Origin of the sequence: Saccharothrix luteola (genome assembly GCF_020859565.1) — a bacterium.
In the GTDB taxonomy this organism is placed as follows: Bacteria; Actinomycetota; Actinomycetes; order Mycobacteriales; family Pseudonocardiaceae; genus Actinosynnema; species Actinosynnema luteola.
Genome location: NZ_JAJHUO010000006.1, coordinates 189,268 through 204,565 on the forward strand (window position 1 = coordinate 189,268; position 15,298 = coordinate 204,565).

Annotated in this window: 16 protein-coding genes; 8 read left to right on the plus strand and 8 right to left on the minus strand. The window is 72.4% G+C overall.

From position 1 onward, the window contains the following. Nucleotides 1-2: 2 nt before the first annotated feature. Nucleotides 3-695, minus strand: a complete 693-nt coding sequence (locus LNK82_RS10330) for a class I SAM-dependent methyltransferase (RefSeq protein ID WP_230566709.1) — start codon at nt 693-695, stop codon at nt 3-5. Between the two features lie 133 nt (nt 696-828). Between LNK82_RS10330 and LNK82_RS10335 the strand changes: the two genes are divergently transcribed. Then, on the plus strand, nt 829-1,725 hold the full coding sequence (locus tag LNK82_RS10335; protein WP_230566710.1) for an RNA polymerase sigma-70 factor: 897 nt from the start codon (nt 829-831) through the stop codon (nt 1,723-1,725). Between the two features lie 39 nt (nt 1,726-1,764). On the opposite strand, the gene LNK82_RS10340 is transcribed toward LNK82_RS10335, so the two are convergent. Then, complete coding sequence (locus LNK82_RS10340) at nt 1,765-2,475, minus strand: VOC family protein (protein WP_230566711.1); 711 nt, start codon at nt 2,473-2,475, stop codon at nt 1,765-1,767. A gap of 23 nt (nt 2,476-2,498) precedes the next feature. On the opposite strand from LNK82_RS10340, the gene LNK82_RS10345 reads away from it, so the two are divergent. Continuing rightward, the gene (locus LNK82_RS10345) at nt 2,499-4,091 is read left to right on the plus strand and encodes an alkaline phosphatase D family protein (protein ID WP_230566712.1); all 1,593 of its coding nucleotides are present in this window, start codon (nt 2,499-2,501) and stop codon (nt 4,089-4,091) included. A 71-nt stretch (nt 4,092-4,162) separates the two neighbouring features. On the opposite strand, the gene LNK82_RS10350 is transcribed toward LNK82_RS10345, so the two are convergent. Further along, nucleotides 4,163-4,927: a maleylpyruvate isomerase family mycothiol-dependent enzyme gene (locus LNK82_RS10350; RefSeq protein WP_230566713.1), complete on the minus strand. Its 765-nt coding sequence runs from the start codon at nt 4,925-4,927 to the stop codon at nt 4,163-4,165. Beyond that, nucleotides 4,924-5,337: an SAV_6107 family HEPN domain-containing protein gene (locus LNK82_RS10355; RefSeq protein ID WP_230566714.1), complete on the minus strand. Its 414-nt coding sequence runs from the start codon at nt 5,335-5,337 to the stop codon at nt 4,924-4,926. The genes LNK82_RS10350 and LNK82_RS10355 overlap by 4 nt, the downstream gene beginning before the upstream one ends. A 182-nt stretch (nt 5,338-5,519) precedes the next feature. On the opposite strand from LNK82_RS10355, the gene LNK82_RS10360 reads away from it, so the two are divergent. Both LNK82_RS10360 and LNK82_RS10365 read left to right on the plus strand, forming a co-directional pair. Further along, the gene (locus tag LNK82_RS10360; protein WP_230566715.1) at nt 5,520-6,020 is read left to right on the plus strand and encodes a YbaK/EbsC family protein; all 501 of its coding nucleotides are present in this window, start codon (nt 5,520-5,522) and stop codon (nt 6,018-6,020) included. Continuing rightward, on the plus strand, nt 6,017-6,577 hold the full coding sequence (locus LNK82_RS10365) for a GNAT family N-acetyltransferase (protein ID WP_230566716.1): 561 nt from the start codon (nt 6,017-6,019) through the stop codon (nt 6,575-6,577). Before LNK82_RS10360 ends, LNK82_RS10365 begins: the two co-directional genes overlap by 4 nt. A gap of 316 nt (nt 6,578-6,893) precedes the next feature. On the opposite strand, the gene LNK82_RS10370 is transcribed toward LNK82_RS10365, so the two are convergent. Both LNK82_RS10370 and LNK82_RS10375 read right to left on the minus strand, forming a co-directional pair. Continuing rightward, entirely contained in the window at nt 6,894-7,520 is a 627-nt protein-coding gene (locus tag LNK82_RS10370; RefSeq protein ID WP_230566717.1) for a CHAP domain-containing protein, read from the minus strand. Nucleotides 7,521-7,606: 86 nt separating this feature from the next. Continuing rightward, complete coding sequence (locus tag LNK82_RS10375; RefSeq protein WP_230566718.1) at nt 7,607-9,286, minus strand: DUF885 domain-containing protein; 1,680 nt, start codon at nt 9,284-9,286, stop codon at nt 7,607-7,609. Between the two features lie 105 nt (nt 9,287-9,391). Here LNK82_RS10375 and LNK82_RS10380 point away from each other — a divergent pair, with 105 nt between their 5' ends. Continuing rightward, nucleotides 9,392-10,042, plus strand: coding sequence for a DUF3153 domain-containing protein (locus LNK82_RS10380; protein ID WP_230566719.1), 651 nt, complete (start codon nt 9,392-9,394; stop codon nt 10,040-10,042). Between the two features lie 151 nt (nt 10,043-10,193). On the opposite strand, the gene LNK82_RS10385 is transcribed toward LNK82_RS10380, so the two are convergent. Then, nucleotides 10,194-11,081: a methylenetetrahydrofolate reductase gene (locus LNK82_RS10385; protein WP_230566720.1), complete on the minus strand. Its 888-nt coding sequence runs from the start codon at nt 11,079-11,081 to the stop codon at nt 10,194-10,196. A gap of 105 nt (nt 11,082-11,186) precedes the next feature. Here LNK82_RS10385 and LNK82_RS10390 point away from each other — a divergent pair, with 105 nt between their 5' ends. The 3 genes from LNK82_RS10390 (at nt 11,187) to LNK82_RS10400 (ending at nt 14,761) form a co-directional block, all read left to right on the plus strand. After that, the gene (locus LNK82_RS10390; RefSeq protein WP_230566721.1) at nt 11,187-12,254 is read left to right on the plus strand and encodes a polyprenyl synthetase family protein; all 1,068 of its coding nucleotides are present in this window, start codon (nt 11,187-11,189) and stop codon (nt 12,252-12,254) included. A 2-nt stretch (nt 12,255-12,256) separates the two neighbouring features. After that, nucleotides 12,257-13,756 carry a phytoene desaturase family protein gene (gene crtI, locus LNK82_RS10395; RefSeq protein ID WP_230566722.1) on the plus strand — a complete coding sequence of 500 codons (1,500 nt, stop codon included), beginning with the start codon at nt 12,257-12,259 and terminating at the stop codon, nt 13,754-13,756. A 117-nt stretch (nt 13,757-13,873) separates the two neighbouring features. Beyond that, on the plus strand, nt 13,874-14,761 hold the full coding sequence (locus tag LNK82_RS10400) for a phytoene/squalene synthase family protein (protein WP_230566723.1): 888 nt from the start codon (nt 13,874-13,876) through the stop codon (nt 14,759-14,761). A 69-nt stretch (nt 14,762-14,830) separates the two neighbouring features. Here LNK82_RS10400 and LNK82_RS10405 read toward each other — a convergent pair whose 3' ends face one another. Beyond that, the gene (locus LNK82_RS10405; protein ID WP_230566724.1) at nt 14,831-15,196 is read right to left on the minus strand and encodes an Rv2175c family DNA-binding protein; all 366 of its coding nucleotides are present in this window, start codon (nt 15,194-15,196) and stop codon (nt 14,831-14,833) included. Nucleotides 15,197-15,298: the final 102 nt, after the last annotated feature.

Sequence of the window (15,298 nt, forward strand, 5' to 3'; positions counted from 1 at the left end):
GGCTATCCGACCGGTCGGGTCGCGTCGGCGTAGTGCGAGTTCACCGCGGGCTGGCCGGTGTAGTTGGGGCCGGCCTGGTCGTCCGCGCCGAGGTAGTGGAACGGGAGGTCGACCTGCCTGCGCCCGACGCACCTGACGCGGCGTCGTCGCGAGTCGTAGTCGAACCCCGCCGCCCGCAGCGGCCCGGTCAGCCGGCGGCCCCACGGACGACCCTCCGCCGACACGACCGCGGCGAGGTCGAGGTTCGCCACCAGGACGCCGTCCGCCGTCAGCCAGGACGCCGCACGGGCGAGGACGCCGAGCTTGTCGCCGACGTAGTGCAGGCCGTGGACGCAGGTCACCAGGTCGAAGGAACGTCGCGGGACGAAGGACTCCACCGGGCCCGTGACGAACTCCACCCCCGCATGCGGTGGTCCGGCGAAGAAGTCGACGAGGTCGACACCGGTGATCCGCAGCCCCGGGTCGTCCACCAGCCGGGCGCATTCCAGCAGTGCCGTGCCGGTGCCGCAGCACAGGTCGAGCCAGTGGAACGGCTCGCCGCCCCGCGCCAACCGGTCGGTGATCAGGTCGACGACGTCGATGCCGAGTTCGCGGCCGTAGCCGTTGGAACCGGTGAGCCCGCGTTCCCGGTTCATGGCGCGGTTCGCCACGACCGACGACCTCTCCAGCGACTCGTTGTCCAGCAACCGAACCATGGTTCAGCCTAGCCAACGCGCGGCGTGATCCGCACCACGCGCCTGTCACAACTCCCGACCACGCGGTGTCTTGTGACCGCCCCGGGAACGAAGGAGACACCATGGCGCAGCTCGAGACCGCGTGGACCGGCTGATGGCCGAGCACACCACCGACGCGGCGACCGCGGCGTTCGTCGCCCACCGCAACCTGCTCTTCACGGTCGCGTACGAGATGCTCGGCTCGGCCGCCGACGCCGAGGACGTCCTGCAAGAGGTCTGGCTGCGGTGGGTGGAGGTCGACCTGGCGCAGGTGCGCGACCAGCGCGCCTACCTGGTCCGGATCACGACCAGGCAGTCGCTCAACCGGCTGCGCACGATGCAGCGCCGGAAGGAGGCGTACATCGGCTCCTGGCTGCCCGAGCCCATGCTCACCGCACCGGACGTGGCCCAGGACGTCGAGCTCGCCGAGAGCGTGTCGATGGCGCTGATGCTCGTCCTGGAGACGCTGTCGCCGACCGAGCGCGCCGTCTTCGTGCTGCGCGAGGCCTTCGCCGTCGGCTACGACGAGATCGCCGCCGCCGTCGACAAGACCCCCGCGGCCGTCCGCCAGATCGCGCACCGCGCCCGCCGGCACGTCGACGCCCGCCGTCCTCGTGAGGCGGTCTCGCCGGACGAGGCACGGGCGACGCTGGAGTCGTTGCGGCGCGCGCTCGAAGCCGAGGACGTGCAGGGCCTCCTCGCCGTGCTGGCCCCTGACGTCGTGCTGGTCAGCGACGGCGGCGGCGTCAAGCGGGCCGTGCCGCGGCCGGTCACCGGCGCCGACCGGGTGATCCGGATGGTCCTCGGCGGCCTGGGGCGGCTCGAGAGCACGTTCACCGGCGATCCCGTGGTGGTCAACGGGAACCCGGCGCTCGTCGTGCGCTTCGACGGCGAGATCGACGGCGTCATGGCGATCCGGGTCGAGAACGCCCGCATCACCGGCCTCTACTACGTCCGCAACCCGGAGAAGCTGACCCGGGTCGGGGCCGAGACCGCGCTCACCCTGCGGTGAGCGCCGACGGGTCAATGGGAGGTGTCGCGGCGCGAACGGTCAGCGAGGGGTGAGCACGCAGAACTCGTTGCCCTCCGGGTCGGCCAGCACGACCCACGGCACGTCGAGCTGCCCCACGTCCACCCGCACCGCGCCCCACGCCTCCAGCCGGGCCACCTCGGTCGGCAGGTCGCCGTCCGCGAACGGCGCGAGGTCGAGGTGCAGCCGGTTCTTCACCAGCTTCGGCTCGGCCACCCGCACGAACTCCAGCGACGGTCCGGCCTCCTGCGTCAACGACGCGAAGTCGGCCGCCGCGCGCGTCACGGGCAGCCCGGTCGGACCGGCCCAGAACGCGGCCAGCGCGGGCGGGTCGGACGCGTCCACCACGACCGCCGCCACCGGACCGGTGTGCGCGTACTCGTCACGCTGCTCCAGCACGCAGAACTCGTTGCCCTCCGGGTCCGCCAGGACCACCCACGGCACGTCGCCCTGGCCGATGTCGATCGGCTTCGCGCCCAGCCCGACGGCCCGCGCCACGATCGCCGCCTGGTCCTCCGGCGACGTCGACGCCAGGTCGAGGTGCACCCGGTTCTTCACCTCCTTCACGTCCGGCACGAGCCCGAACACCAGCTCCTGCCCGGCGCTGAGCGCCACGTCGACCTCGTCGTCGCTCTCACCGGTGATCGGTCGACCGAGCAGCGCCGACCAGAACCGGCCGAGCGCGGCGGGATCGGCCGAATCGACCACCACATCGCACCACCTCGTCGCCATGGTCCGAAGGTAACGTCTGCGCAATGGCTCAGCTGGTTCTCGGTCCGGTGCTGCGGCACGTCGACCTCTCCTCGGCCACGGTGTGGGTCGAGACCGACGCGGCCTGCGAGGTCGCCATCGCCGGCCACCGCGCCGAAACGTTCCAGGTCGGCGAGCAGCACTTCGCCCTGGTGGTGGTCGAAGGGCTGGAGCCGGGCACGACCACGCCCTACGACGTGCGGCTGGACGGTGACGTGGTCTGGCCGCCGCCGGACTCGCCGTTCCCGGCCCCGAGCATCCGCACCACGCCGGTGCGGCGGCTGCTGTTCGGGTCGTGCCGCGCGGCCAAGGGCGAGGGCACGCCGGACAAGCTCGGACCGGACGCGCTGGACGCGTACGCGTTGCGGATGAAGGACGAGCCGCAGGAGCGGTGGCCGGAGGCGCTGGTGCTGCTCGGCGACCAGGTCTACGCCGACGAGCCGACGCCGCGGGTCAAGCGGTGGCTGGCCGAGCGCAGACCGGAGCCGGCGGGCGAGGTGGTGTCGTTCCGCGAGTACGCCGAGCTGTACCACGAGTCGTGGGCCGATCCCGAGATCCGCTGGCTGATGTCCGTCGTGCCGACGTCGATGATCTTCGACGACCACGACGTGCGCGACGATTGGAACACCTCGCACACGTGGCGCGAGCAGATGGCGACCAAGCGCTGGTGGCCGGAGCGCATCCGGGCGGGGCTCGCGTCGTACTGGGTCTACCAGCACCTGGGCAACCTCAGCCCGGACGAGTTGGCGACCGACGAGCTGTACGCCAAGGTGCGGTCCACCGGTGGTGACGTGCAGGAGTTGCTGGAGGACTTCGCCGAGCGGGCGGACCGGGAGGTCGACGGCGGCAAGTCGACGCGGTGGAGCTACCGGCGCGACTTCGGCCGGGTGCGGCTGCTGGTGATCGACACGCGCAGCGGGCGCATCCTGGCCGGGCCGCGGCGGCTGATGGTGGGCGACGGGGAGTTCGCCTGGATCGAGGAGAACGCGCGGGGCGACTTCGACCACCTGCTGGTCGGCTCGTCGCTGCCGTGGCTGATGCCGCACGCGTTGAGCCACTTCCAGTCGTTGAACGAGCGGATGGCCGGTCTGCCGGGGTGGCGGGGCCGGGTGGGCGAGAAGGTGCGGCAGGTCGCGGACCTGGAGCACTGGCCCGCGTTCCGGGCGTCGTTCGAGCGGATGGCCCGGCTGCTGGAGCGGATCTCGGGGGGCGAGGGCGCGCCGGGCACGGTGTGCGTGCTGTCGGGTGACGTGCACCACAGCTACGCGGCGCGGGCGACGTTCGCCTCGTCGGCCGGGGCGGCGGGGTCGGTGAGGGCGAAGGTGTACCAGCTCGTGTGCTCGCCGGTGCACAACGAGCCGCCGTGGGTGTTCCGGCCCGCGTTCCGGTTGTCGTGGTCGAAGCCGATCGCGCGCGTGCTGCGGTGGTGGGCCGACCGGCGCGGCATCTCGCCGGACCCGGTGGCGTGGCAGAAGCTCAGCGGACCGCACTTCGGCAACTCGGTGGGCGTGCTGGAGATCGACGGTCGTGCGGCGCGCTTCCGTCTGGAGACGGCGACGGATGAGGGGTTGGAGGAAGTCACCGCGCTGACGCTCTGACCCCGGGTGCGAGCGCGCTCGAGAACGGCGGGTCCGCCGCCGACGGGTGGGTGCCGGCGGCGGACTCGCGGCTACTTGGTGGCCAGCCTCAACAAGGCCCACAGCTGCGCGATCGCGTCGTGGTCGCCGGTCGTCGGCGGCAGGTCGCGGTCCGGGATGCGGCCCCACAGCCAGCGGTACACCTGCATCGGCGGGCCGGTGACCTCGCCGTTGGCCGCGGCCGCCTCCTCCTCGGTCACGATCCTCGCCACCGCCGGGTCGGGGCCCGTGGTGGCCAGCCACACCTTGTCGCCCGTGCGGATCGCCACGGTTCCCTTGCGGGTGCCGCGCACGCCGAGGATGTCCAGCCGGTGACCCAGCCAGAGCGTGAGGATCTCGTCCACGCCGTCCTCGGCCACGTCGTCGTCCACCGGGTCGATCGGCAACCCCGCCGCCGCCTGCACGTCCATCCGGTGCACGGTCGACTCGTGCGCCAGCCGCCGTGCCCAGAAGTTGTGGTTGCGCTCGGCGGGCCACCACGTCTCGCACGGGTCGTCCGGCTCGTGCGGCCGCAACGCGCGCACGAGGGGCCGCACGCCCGCGCGCACGTACTCCGGCAACTCCTGCCCCGGCTCGGGGTCCTGTTGCCACACCAGGGGTTGGCTGCCTTCCCTCAGCCACGTCGCCACCATCCGGTACGTGCTGCCCACGTGTCGCGCGGTCTCCCCGAGGTTGAGCCCGGGGCACGCGGGCACCTGGCGTTCCGGGCGCTGTCCCTCGGCCGACGCCGCCAGGCGCTCGGCTTCGGCCTCCACTACGTCGATCAGGCGGTCGTAGGCGACCAGTCCCCTGCTCACAGTCCGTCCTCGTACATGATCTCGTCGACCAGCTCGGTGAACTGCGCCGCTTGGCGCACCAGGTCGTCGGCTGCGCGCTGGGTGACCTGCCTCGTGATGCCCGCCAGCACGGCCGCGCGCGTCGCCGAGCACTCGGCGAAGAACGCGGCCCACTCGCGCAACTCCGGCGCGAGGGAGGGCAGCAGGACCCACACGCTGGTCGGTTTGGCCCGGCCCCGGTGGGGTCGGCCCCTGGCCGCCAGCACGGCCGCCGCCGCCCTCATCGCGGCCAGGTAGGCCGTGGCGAAGCGGGTGGGCGGGTTCGGGTCGCGTTCGGCCTCGGCCAGGCACTCGCGGGCCTGTCCGAGCAGGGTCACCGCCGACGCCGGTGGTAGCGGGAGGGGAATGCGGCGGGGGAAGGTCTGAGTCATCTCGCGGCCTCCTCGCGGCGTCGGGACAGCGACGACCGCCGCGGGGAGACGGCGGCACTTGGTGGTGGGGCGCTTCCCCCGCCCCACCACCAAGGCATTGCTCGAACAAACGTTCGAGCCAGACCAGACTATCCTGCCGGCCCGGAACTCCTCAAGCCGACCGCCCGTGGTCTCATGAACAGGTGAGCGCACTCGACCACCCCGGCATCCGCAAGGTGGCCGCCGCACTGTCCGAGGCGGGCCATCATGAAGCGGCGAACGGGATCCGCGTGTTGGCCGACGCCGTCCGCACCGCCGCCGCGGCGGCCGAGGCGGTGGGCGTGCCGGTCGGCGCGATCGCCAACAGCCTGATCTTCGCCGCGGTCCGCGACGGCGTCGCCACGCCGTTGCTCGTGCTCACCTCCGGCGCGCACCGCGCGGACACCGCGAAGCTCGCCGTGCTGGCGGGCGTGGACGCGATCGAACGGGCCACGCCCGCGTTCGTGCGCGAGCACACCGGGCAGGTGATCGGCGGCGTCTCCCCGGTGGGGCACCCGGCGCCGATCCGCACGTTCGTGGACGTCGCGCTGGAGCAGTACGAGGTGGTGTGGGCAGCGGCCGGGCACCCGCACGCGGTGTACCCGACGACGTACGCGGGCCTGCTCGACCTGACCGGTGGCACGTCCGCCGAGGTCGCGCAGTGACCGCCGCGCCGTCCCAGCGGGTCGTCGCGCTGTCCGCGCGGGAGTTGAACGTCCGGCTGGACGAGGCGCTCGCGCTCTACGTCAGCGCGATGGAGTACCCGCCCGGCACGGCCGAGCAGCGCGCACCCATGTGGTTGGCGCACATGCTGCGCGACGGGTGGCGGTGCGTGGTGGCGCTGGGCGAGCAGGACGAGCTGATCGGGATCGGGTACGGGTACCGGGGCTCGGTCGGCCAGTGGTGGCACGAGCAGGTGCGGCACGGGTTGACGCTGGTGTCCGGGCCGAGGGCGGTCGAGGAGTGGATGCACGACTACTTCGAGCTGACCGAGCTGCACGTGCTGCCGCGGGCGCAGGGGCGAGGGGTCGGCGAGCAGTTGCTGCGGAACCTGGTGGACGGTGTGCCCAGCTCGCGGGTGCTGTTGTCGACGCCGGAAGGGCCCAGCAAGGCGTGGCGGTTGTACCGGCGGGTGGGGTTCGTGGACGTGCTGCGGCACTACCAGTTCACCGGCGATCCGCGGCCGTTTGCGGTGTTGGGGCGGGTTTTGCCGCTCGGGTGAAGCTGCTCGGGTGAGGGTGAAGCTTCAAAGATTGAAAGAGTCCTCGCCGGACGGGCAGATCAGCAGGATGACGGCCGGTGGGTGGGGATGTGCCGGGTCCGTTGTCGGTCCGGGTTTCGTGTCATCCCACCGACCTCCCTACGGGCTACCACACGTGTCAAGGGGGGCGGCATAGGTGAACGCCGACAGGTATCGGTGAGACAGCGCCCCCCTTGACACGCGCGGTAGGGCGGAGCCAGGTCGGCGGGATGACACGAAGCCCTCCCATTGGGAGGGCGAAGGCGTGCCAGTGGACGAGGTGAGGGCCGGGGGTTGGCTAGAAGGGGGAGACGAAGCCGGAGGCTTGGAGGTACTTGCCGGCGTTCAGGCCTTCGATCTTGCGCAGCTTCGAGTAGACGACGCGTTCGCCGAAGTTGCCCTCGACGGTGCGGACGTGGGTGGCCTTGCGGCCCGTCCGGTCGTACTTGACTTCTACGACGAGGCCCACGTGGGCGTGCATGTCCGGGTAGTTGCCGTAGACGACGGCGTCGCCGGGTGCCACGTCGCGCTCGGAGATGTCCTTCCACCGGCCGTTGGCCTTGCCCCACTTCTGCCAGTAGGTCGCCCAGTGGCCCTGGTCCAGGACGGAGGCGCCGGGTGCCGGGCGCATCGACGGCCTGTCCGGCACGCCGGCGGTGGTCCAGGCCCAGTTCACGAAGACGCCGCACCACTCGGCCGGGCGAAGCACGCCCTGGCCCGCCACCTGGTACTGCGGCGGGTAGTAGTTGCCGTTGCCCTCGCGTTGGCCGACCTGGCGCAGGGCGTGGTCGACGATCTCCTGCCTGATGCGCCACTCGGCCTGGTCGCCCAGCGGTTGGGCTTGGCCGAGTGCGGGCGACCCGGCGACCAGCAGCGCGCCGGCCAGTACCACGCCGAGTGCGGCACGCATCGCACGTCCGGTCATCAGGTCGTCCCCCTCGGTCGTTCCGCCCACGACATCAAACACCTGATCCGGTGACCTCGGCGTGAGGCCGAGGTCACCGGGTCGGATCAGAGTTCCGTGAGCCGCTCACGAAGAGTGTCCAACCCCATGGCCCCCATCTCCAAGGCCTGCCGGTGGAACGTCTTCAGGTCGAACGCGTCACCGTGCCGGGCGCGGGCGTCGTCGCGGGCCGCCAGCCACAGCCGCTCGCCCAGCTTGTACGACGGGGCCTGGCCCGGCCAGCCCAGGTAGCGGTCGATCTCGTCGCGCACGTGCGCCGGGTCGGTGATGGTGCGGGTGAGCATGAACTCCAGGCCGAGGTCCGGGGTCCACCGCTCGCCCTCGTGGAAGCCGGTGCCCTTGGGGATCTCCAGCTCCAGGTGCATGCCGATGTCGATGATCACGCGGGCCGCGCGGAACAGGTGCGCGTCGAGCATGCCGAGCAGGTCGCCGTCGTCCTCCAGGTAGCCGAGCTCGCGCATCAGCCGCTCCGCGTACAGCGCCCAGCCCTCGCCGTGGCCCGACACCCAGCACAGGAGGCTCTGGAACTCGTTCAGCTTCCCCGCCTGGTAGACGGCCGTGGCGACCTGGAGGTGGTGGCCGGGCACGCCCTCGTGGTAGACGGTCGTGACCTCGCGCCAGGTGGAGAACGTCTCCTTGTCGTCCGGCACGGACCACCACATGCGGCCGGGACGGGAGAAGTCCGGCGTGGGGCCGCTGTAGTACGCGCCGACACCGCCGCCGGGCGGCGCGATGCGGCACTCCAGCTTCATCAGCTCGTCCGGCAGGTCGAAGTGCACGCCGCGCACGTCCTGCAACGCCTTGTCCGACAGCTCCTGCATCCACGACCGCAGGCCGTCCTTGCCGTGCACCAGGTAGCGGGAATCGGCGTCCAGCGCGGCGGCGGCCTCGGCGAGGGTGGCGCCCGGCTTGATCCGGTTCGCGACCTGCTTCATCTCGGTCTCGAGGCGGGTGAACTCCTCCCAGCCCCACTCGTAGGCCTCGGCCAGGTCGAGACGGGAGCCGGTGAAGTAGCGGGACTGGAGCCGGTAGACGTCCTCGCCGACGGCGTCCTTCTTCGGCGCCTTGGGCGCGAGGTCGTCGCGCAGGAACGCGGCCAGGTCGCCGTAGGACTCCGCGGCGGCCTTCGCGCCGGCTTCGAGCTCGGTGCGCAGCGCGCCGTCCGCGGGGGCGTCGGCGATCAGGGTGGCGAAGAACGACTTGCCACCGGTGCGGCCCGCCCAGGTGTCGCACTGCTCGGCGACCTTGCTGACCTGCCGCAACGCCGAGACGTGGCCCTTGTCGGCGGCGTAGGCCAGTCCCGCGCGCAGGTTCGCCACGGCCTCCGGCACGGCGGTGAGCCGCTTGGCGATCACGGCCCAGTCGTCGGCGGTCTCGGTGGGCATCTGGTCGAACACCTCGCGCAGCGACTGCACGGGGCTCGCGATGACGTTGAGGTGGCCCTCCATCTGCCCGGCCTCGTAGAGCTCGACGTCGAGGCCGACCCGCTCCAGGAACACGGCCTTCGCGTCCGCCTCGGACTTGTCGGCGGGCTCGGCGGCGGTGATCGCGGCGAGCGCGTTGCGCGACAGCTCGTTGCGGGCGGCGTGCCCCTCCGGCGAGTAGTCGGTGAGCCGGTCGTCGTGGCCGGGCTTGCCGATGAACGTCGCGGTCAACGGGTCCGCGGCCGCGTAATCGGCTACGAACTGGTTGCTGATGCCGTGCACGCCGGCGGAGGAGGTTGACATGCGCCGCACGTTACCTCCGGGCCGTGTCCCTCCAACAGGTAATTAGCCACGCTCACGATCGTGTGTCGTCGGTCAACTTTTGACCGTGGCCGGCAGGATGGCCGGGTGCCCAGGGCCTCCGCGCTCCTCCTGCCGGTTCTCCTCCTCGCGCTGTTCGCGCTGACGGGGTGCGTGCGGCTGCACGCCGCCATGGCGTTGTCCACCGACGACCGCGTGTCCGGCGAGATCATCGCCGCCACACCGCCGACCAAGGACAACGACCCCGGCCCGCAGTTGAAGGTGCCGAACGAGCTGGCCAGCCGCGTCAGCACCAAGCCGTACAAGGTGGACGACTACGTCGGCACGCAGCTGTCGTTCAACGGGCTGTCGTTCGACGAGGTTCGGGCGCTGTCGGTGGCGACGAGCGCGTCGTCGAGCCGCTACCAGCTGACGTTCCGGCGGTCCGGCGACCTGGTCACGCTGTCGGGGTCGGTCGACTTGACGCAGGTGCCGCCGGAGCGCGCCGACATCCAGGTGAAGATCAGCTTTCCGGGTGAAATCATCGACACGAACGGGCGAGAGGAGGACAACGCGACCATCGCGTGGTCCCCGAAGCCCGGCCAGGCCTCGATGTTGAGCGCGACGGTCCGCTACGCCGGCGCCAACTCGGTGTCGTACGTCGGCTGGACCATGCTGGTGGCCGGATTGACCGGTGGTGCGGCGCTCATCGTGCTGATCCTCGCGATCGTCGCCCACCGCCGCCACCAAGTCGCCTAACCGCAGATCCGGTTCCGGTGACGGCCCCGCCAGGTCGCCTGAGCCCGAGGTCGGGGGTCGGCATCCGACCTTCGGTTACGCCCGACGTTGCCCGAGGCCGTCACCGGTTACACACCGCGACCTCGCCCGCGACGCCGGAGGCGGCGCAATCCTACAGAGCGCGGGCTGGGACAAGGCCCAGGCGGCTGACGATCTCCCGGGTCGCCTTCGACCGGTTGAAGGTGTAGAAGTGCAGGCACGGGACGCCCTCGGCGAGCAGCCGCTCCCCCACCTCGGTCACCAGGTCGATGCCGGCCGCGCGGAAGCCCGCCGGGTCGTCGGCGTACGGGTCGAGGCGGCGCGCCACCGAGTCCGGCACGGGCGCGCCCGACAGCTCCACCGTCTTGGCCAGCGTCCGCGGCGTCGTCAACGGCATGACGCCGGGGATCAGCACGGTGTCGCAGCCGCGTGCGGCGACCCGGTCGCGCAGGCGCAGGAAGTCCTCCGGCTCGAAGAACAGCTGCGCGATGGCGAAGTCGGCGCCGGCGCGCAGCTTGCGCACCAGGTACTCGGTGTCGGAGTCCAGGTCGGTCGACCGGGGGTGGCCGTAGGGCGAGGCCGCCACGCCGACGCAGAAGTCGCCCAGCTCACGGCACAGCCGGACGAGCTCCTCGGCGTAGGTCAGGCCCTCCGGGTGCGCCACCCACTCGCCGTTCGGATCGCCGGGGGGATCGCCGCGCACGGCGAGGATGTTGCGCACGCCGACGGCCGCGTACCAGCCGATGACGTTGCGCAGCTCGGCCACCGAGTGGTCGACCAGCGTGAGGTGCGCCATCGGCAGCAGGGTCGTCTCCTGCGCCACCCGGCTGGTGGTGCGGATCGTCCGGTCGCGCTGCGAGCCGCCCGCGCCGTAGGTGATGGACACGAAAGCCGGGTCGAACGCTTCCAGCTCGCGGATCGCCCGCCAGAGGATGGTCTCCTCGTTCGCGTCGCGCGGGGGGAAGAACTCGACGGAGAACACAGGGGTTCCCCTGTGCAGGCGTTCGACCACCGACGTCATGCCGCACAGCCTAGAGGTTCGCCCGAGGCGTGGAAGCAGGCTGTCACTGGATGGGACGAGCCCCCCGGTTGGGCACCCCGAAGTCGCAGAGGTGACCATAGACGGGTGCCGCCCCACCCGTTGGACCTCGAACTGCCCAAGCACGTCGACGAAGCGCTGGCCGCTTATCTGGCCGACCGCCGGGCACTGGGTGCGCGCATGGAGGAGAACTTCACGAGCGCGGTCGACGCGCTGGCCGACTTCGTCCTCGGCGGCGGCAAGCGGATCCGGCCCACGTTCGCCTGGTGGGGCTGGCGGGCGGCGGGCGGCGACCCGGAGGGCGAGCTGGCCGAGGCCGTGCTCACGGCGGTCAGCTCTCTGGAGCTGATCCAGGCCTGCGCGCTGGTGCACGACGACCTGATGGACGCCTCCGAGACCCGCCGCGGCATGCCGACCGTGCACGTCCGGTTCGCCCGCAAGCACCGCGACGAGGGCTGGCTCGGCGAGCCCGAGCGGTTCGGGCTGGCCGCGTCCGTGCTGATCGGGGACGTGGCGCTGGCCTGGGCGGACGACATGCTGTTCGCCGCGGGTCTGCCGACCGACGCGTTGCAGCGGCTGAGCCTGCCGTGGCGGGACATGCGCACCGAGATGCTGGCCGGCCAGTACCTCGACGTGCTCACGCAGGCGCGCGGCGACAGCTCGCCGGACGCGGCGCTGCGCATCGACCGGCTCAAGACCGCCGCCTACACCGTGGAACGGCCGCTGCACATGGGCGCGGCGATCGGCGGGGCGTCGCCGGAGCTGGTGGACGGCCTGCGCTCGTTCGGCACGGACATCGGCGTGGCGTTCCAGCTGCGCGACGACCTGCTCGGCGTGTTCGGCGACCCGGCGGTCACCGGCAAGCCCGCGGGCGACGACCTGCGCGAGGGCAAGCGGACGCTGCTGGTCGCGCTGGGCATGGAGTTCGGCGCGGACGTGCTGCACGAGGCGCTGGGCAAGCCCGACCTGGACGTGGCCACGGTGGACGAGGTGCGCGCGCGGCTGCGCGAGGTCGGCGCGGTGGACGCCGTCGAGGAGCGGATCGCCGAGCTGACCGGGTCCGCGCTGCGGGCCCTGGACCGGTCGCCGATCGCCGAACCGGCCGGTGCGCGGTTGGCGGAGCTCGCGATCAGCGCCACCAAGAGGACCTCCTGACGATGCGCACGGTCACCGGCCGCACGGACCACGTCGTCGTGGTCGGCGCGGGGCTGGCGGGGCTGTCCGCCGCGTTGCACCTGCTCGGCGCCGGTCGCCGGGTCACCGTGGTCGAGCGCGACGCCGTGCCCGGCGGCCGGGCGGGCCGGCTGGACCTGGGCGGCTACCGGTTCGACACCGGGCCGACCGTGCTGACCATGCCGGAGCTGGTGGACGAGGCGCTGAACGCGGTCGGCGACTCGCTGGCCGACCGGCTGGACCTGCGGCCACTGCACCCCGCCTACCGGGCCCGCTTCGCCGACGGCAGCACGCTGGACGTGCACTCCGACGGCGAGGCGATGGAGGCGGAGGTGCGCCGGTTCGCCGGTCCGCGCGAGGCCGCGGGGTACCGGGCGCTGCGCCGCTGGCTGACCGAGCTGTACCGGGTGGAGCGCGAGCAGTTCATCGGTGCGAACTTCGACTCGCCGTTGTCCCTGCTCACGCCCCAGTTGGCGAGGTTGGCCGCGGTGCGCGGGTTCGCCAGGCTCGGGCCGTCGGTAGCGCGGTTCCTGCACGACGAGCGGTTGCAGCGGGTGTTCTCGTTCCAGTCGCTGTACGCGGGCGTGGCGCCGCGCAAGGCCCTCGCCGCGTACGCCGTCATCGCCTACATGGACACCATCGCGGGCGTGCACTACCCCGAGGGCGGGATGCGGGCGTTGCCGGACGCGTTGGCGGCGGCGGCCCGGGACGCGGGCGCGGACCTGCGGTTCCAGACGCCGGTGGCGTGGCTGGAGCGCATCGGCGGCCGGGTCACCGCGGTGCGCACCACGCACGGCGAGCGCATCCCGTGCGACGCGGTCGTGCTCACGCCGGACCTGCCCATGGCGTACCGCCTGCTCGGCCACCGGCCGCGCCGCCCCGTGCCGATCACGTGGTCGCCGTCGGCGGTCGTGCTGCACGCGGGCGTGGACCGGACGTGGCCGGAGCTGGCGCACCACACGCTGTTCTTCGGCCGGGAGTGGGACCGGACGTTCGACGAGCTGACCCGCCGGGGCACGTTGATGAGCGACCCGTCGTTGCTGGTCACGGCGCCGCCCGGGCAGGGGATGTTCGTGCTGGCGCCCGCGCCGAACCTGCGCGTCGGCCCGGTCGACTGGGACCGCGTCGGCCCGGCCTACCGCGACGAGCTGGTCGGCGTGCTGGAGGCGCGCGGGCTCACCGGGTTCGGCGACGCGATCGAGGTCGAGCACCTGGTCACGCCGGCGGACTGGGAGGCGATGGGTCTGGCCGCGGGCACCCCGTTCTCGGCCGCGCACACGTTCGCCCAGACCGGGCCGTTCCGGCCACGCAACCTCGTGCTGGACAACGCGGTGCTGGCCGGGTGCGGCACCACGCCGGGCGTCGGCGTGCCGCCGGTGCTGATCTCCGGCAAGCTGGCCGCCCAGCGGATCACGGGGTCGGTGGGCGCGAGGTCGCGGCGGCCCGCGCAGGCGCGGCGGGCGCACCGGACCACGCGCGGGTGACGAGGCTGTCACGTGCGACGATGTCGGCACGATGGCCGCGACCACGTCCTTGCCCCGATCGAGCGCCGCACCTGTCGAGCCGGTGCGGTCGTCGGCTACCCGGGTGGCGGAGCGGCGGTGACCGACCTGGCCGCGGCGTACGCCCGTTGCCGCGAGCTGAACGCCCGGCACGGCCGCACGTTCTTCCTCGCCACCCGCCTGCTCACGCCCGCGCAGCGGCCCGCCGTGCACGCCCTGTACGGCTTCGCGCGGTGGGCGGACGAGATCGTGGACAGCGGTGAGTCGACCGATCCGGCCGGTGACCTCGAACTGCTGGCCGCCCAGCTGGCCGACGAGCTGGCGGGACGTCGGACCGGTCACCCCGTGCTCGTCGCGCTGGTGGACACCGTGCGCCGATACTCCATCGACCCGGAGCTGTTCACCGCGTTCCTGACGTCGATGCGGATGGACCTGACCGTCACGTCCTACCCGGACTTCCCGGCGTTGGAGCGCTACATGCACGGCTCGGCGGCGGTGATCGGGCTGCAGCTGCTGCCGGTGTTCGGGACGGTCGTGCCGCGCGCGGAGGCCGAGCCGCCCGCCGCCGCGATGGGCCGCGCGTTCCAGCTGACGAACTTCCTGCGCGACGTCGGCGAAGACCTCGACCGGGGCCGGCTGTACCTGCCGCGGGACGTGCTGGCGGCGTACGGCGTCGACCGGGAGCTGCTGGTGTGGTGCCGGCGGACGGGGAGGGCCGACCAGCGGGTGCGGCGGGTGACGCAGCACTTGGTCTCACGCACGTTGGCGGAGTACCGGGAGGCCGAGGCGGGTGTGCCGATGCTGCGGCCCGTGTCGCGGCCGTGCGTGCGGACCGCGCTCACCCTGTACCGGGAAATCCTGGACGAGATCGCGGCGGCCGACTACCAGGTGCTGGACCGGCGGGTGGTGGTGCCGAACCGGCGACGGCTGGCGGTGGCCGTGCCCGGGTTCGCGCGGGCGCTCCTGGCGAGGCTCACCGGGCACTAGAACACGACGTCCGGGCGGCCTGGGTGGCCGCCCGGACGTGGTCGGTCGTCTGGGGTGGTGCGGTGCTCGTCAGAAAGCCAAGGCCTGTGCCCGGCGCTTCACCTCACGGCCGCGGTCGCCGCGCAACGCCTCGACGGGCGTGCCGGGCAGGGTCTCGTCCTCGGTGAACAGCCACCGGAGGATCTCTTCGGTCGAGAAGCCGGAGTCCCGCAGCACCGTGATGGTGCCGGGCAGGCCCTTCACCACGCCTCCGGCGGCGAGGAACTGCGCGGGGACGACGAGGACGCCGTTGCGCCGCTCGGCGATCAGCTGACCGTCGCGCAGCAACTGGTGGACTCGGTTGATGGGCAGGTCAAGACGCTCGGCGACCTCGGGGAGGGGCAGGACCTCCAGGTCGGGAGCCAGCACATCCGCAGCGGCAGGAATCGCACTCACGTGCGTCACGATGCCACAACGACGTGGACGACGCCCTGCGCCAACCGGGTGGTGGCGATACACCCGAGGGTCGGGTTGCGGCTACCCCCTGTTTCACCCGAC

Bases quoted from the DNA above. Each gene is read 5' to 3' on its own strand.
- LNK82_RS10330 (WP_230566709.1), bottom strand. From the start codon at position 695: ATGGTTCGGTTGCTGGACAACGAGTCGCTGGAGAGGTCGTCGGTCGTG.
- LNK82_RS10335 (WP_230566710.1), top strand. From the start codon at position 829: ATGGCCGAGCACACCACCGACGCGGCGACCGCGGCGTTCGTCGCCCAC.
- LNK82_RS10340 (WP_230566711.1), bottom strand. From the start codon at position 2,475: ATGGCGACGAGGTGGTGCGATGTGGTGGTCGATTCGGCCGATCCCGCC.
- LNK82_RS10345 (WP_230566712.1), top strand. From the start codon at position 2,499: ATGGCTCAGCTGGTTCTCGGTCCGGTGCTGCGGCACGTCGACCTCTCC.
- LNK82_RS10355 (WP_230566714.1), bottom strand. From the start codon at position 5,337: ATGACTCAGACCTTCCCCCGCCGCATTCCCCTCCCGCTACCACCGGCG.
- LNK82_RS10370 (WP_230566717.1), bottom strand. From the start codon at position 7,520: ATGACCGGACGTGCGATGCGTGCCGCACTCGGCGTGGTACTGGCCGGC.
- LNK82_RS10375 (WP_230566718.1), bottom strand. From the start codon at position 9,286: ATGTCAACCTCCTCCGCCGGCGTGCACGGCATCAGCAACCAGTTCGTA.
- LNK82_RS10385 (WP_230566720.1), bottom strand. From the start codon at position 11,081: ATGACGTCGGTGGTCGAACGCCTGCACAGGGGAACCCCTGTGTTCTCC.
- crtI (WP_230566722.1), top strand. From the start codon at position 12,257: ATGCGCACGGTCACCGGCCGCACGGACCACGTCGTCGTGGTCGGCGCG.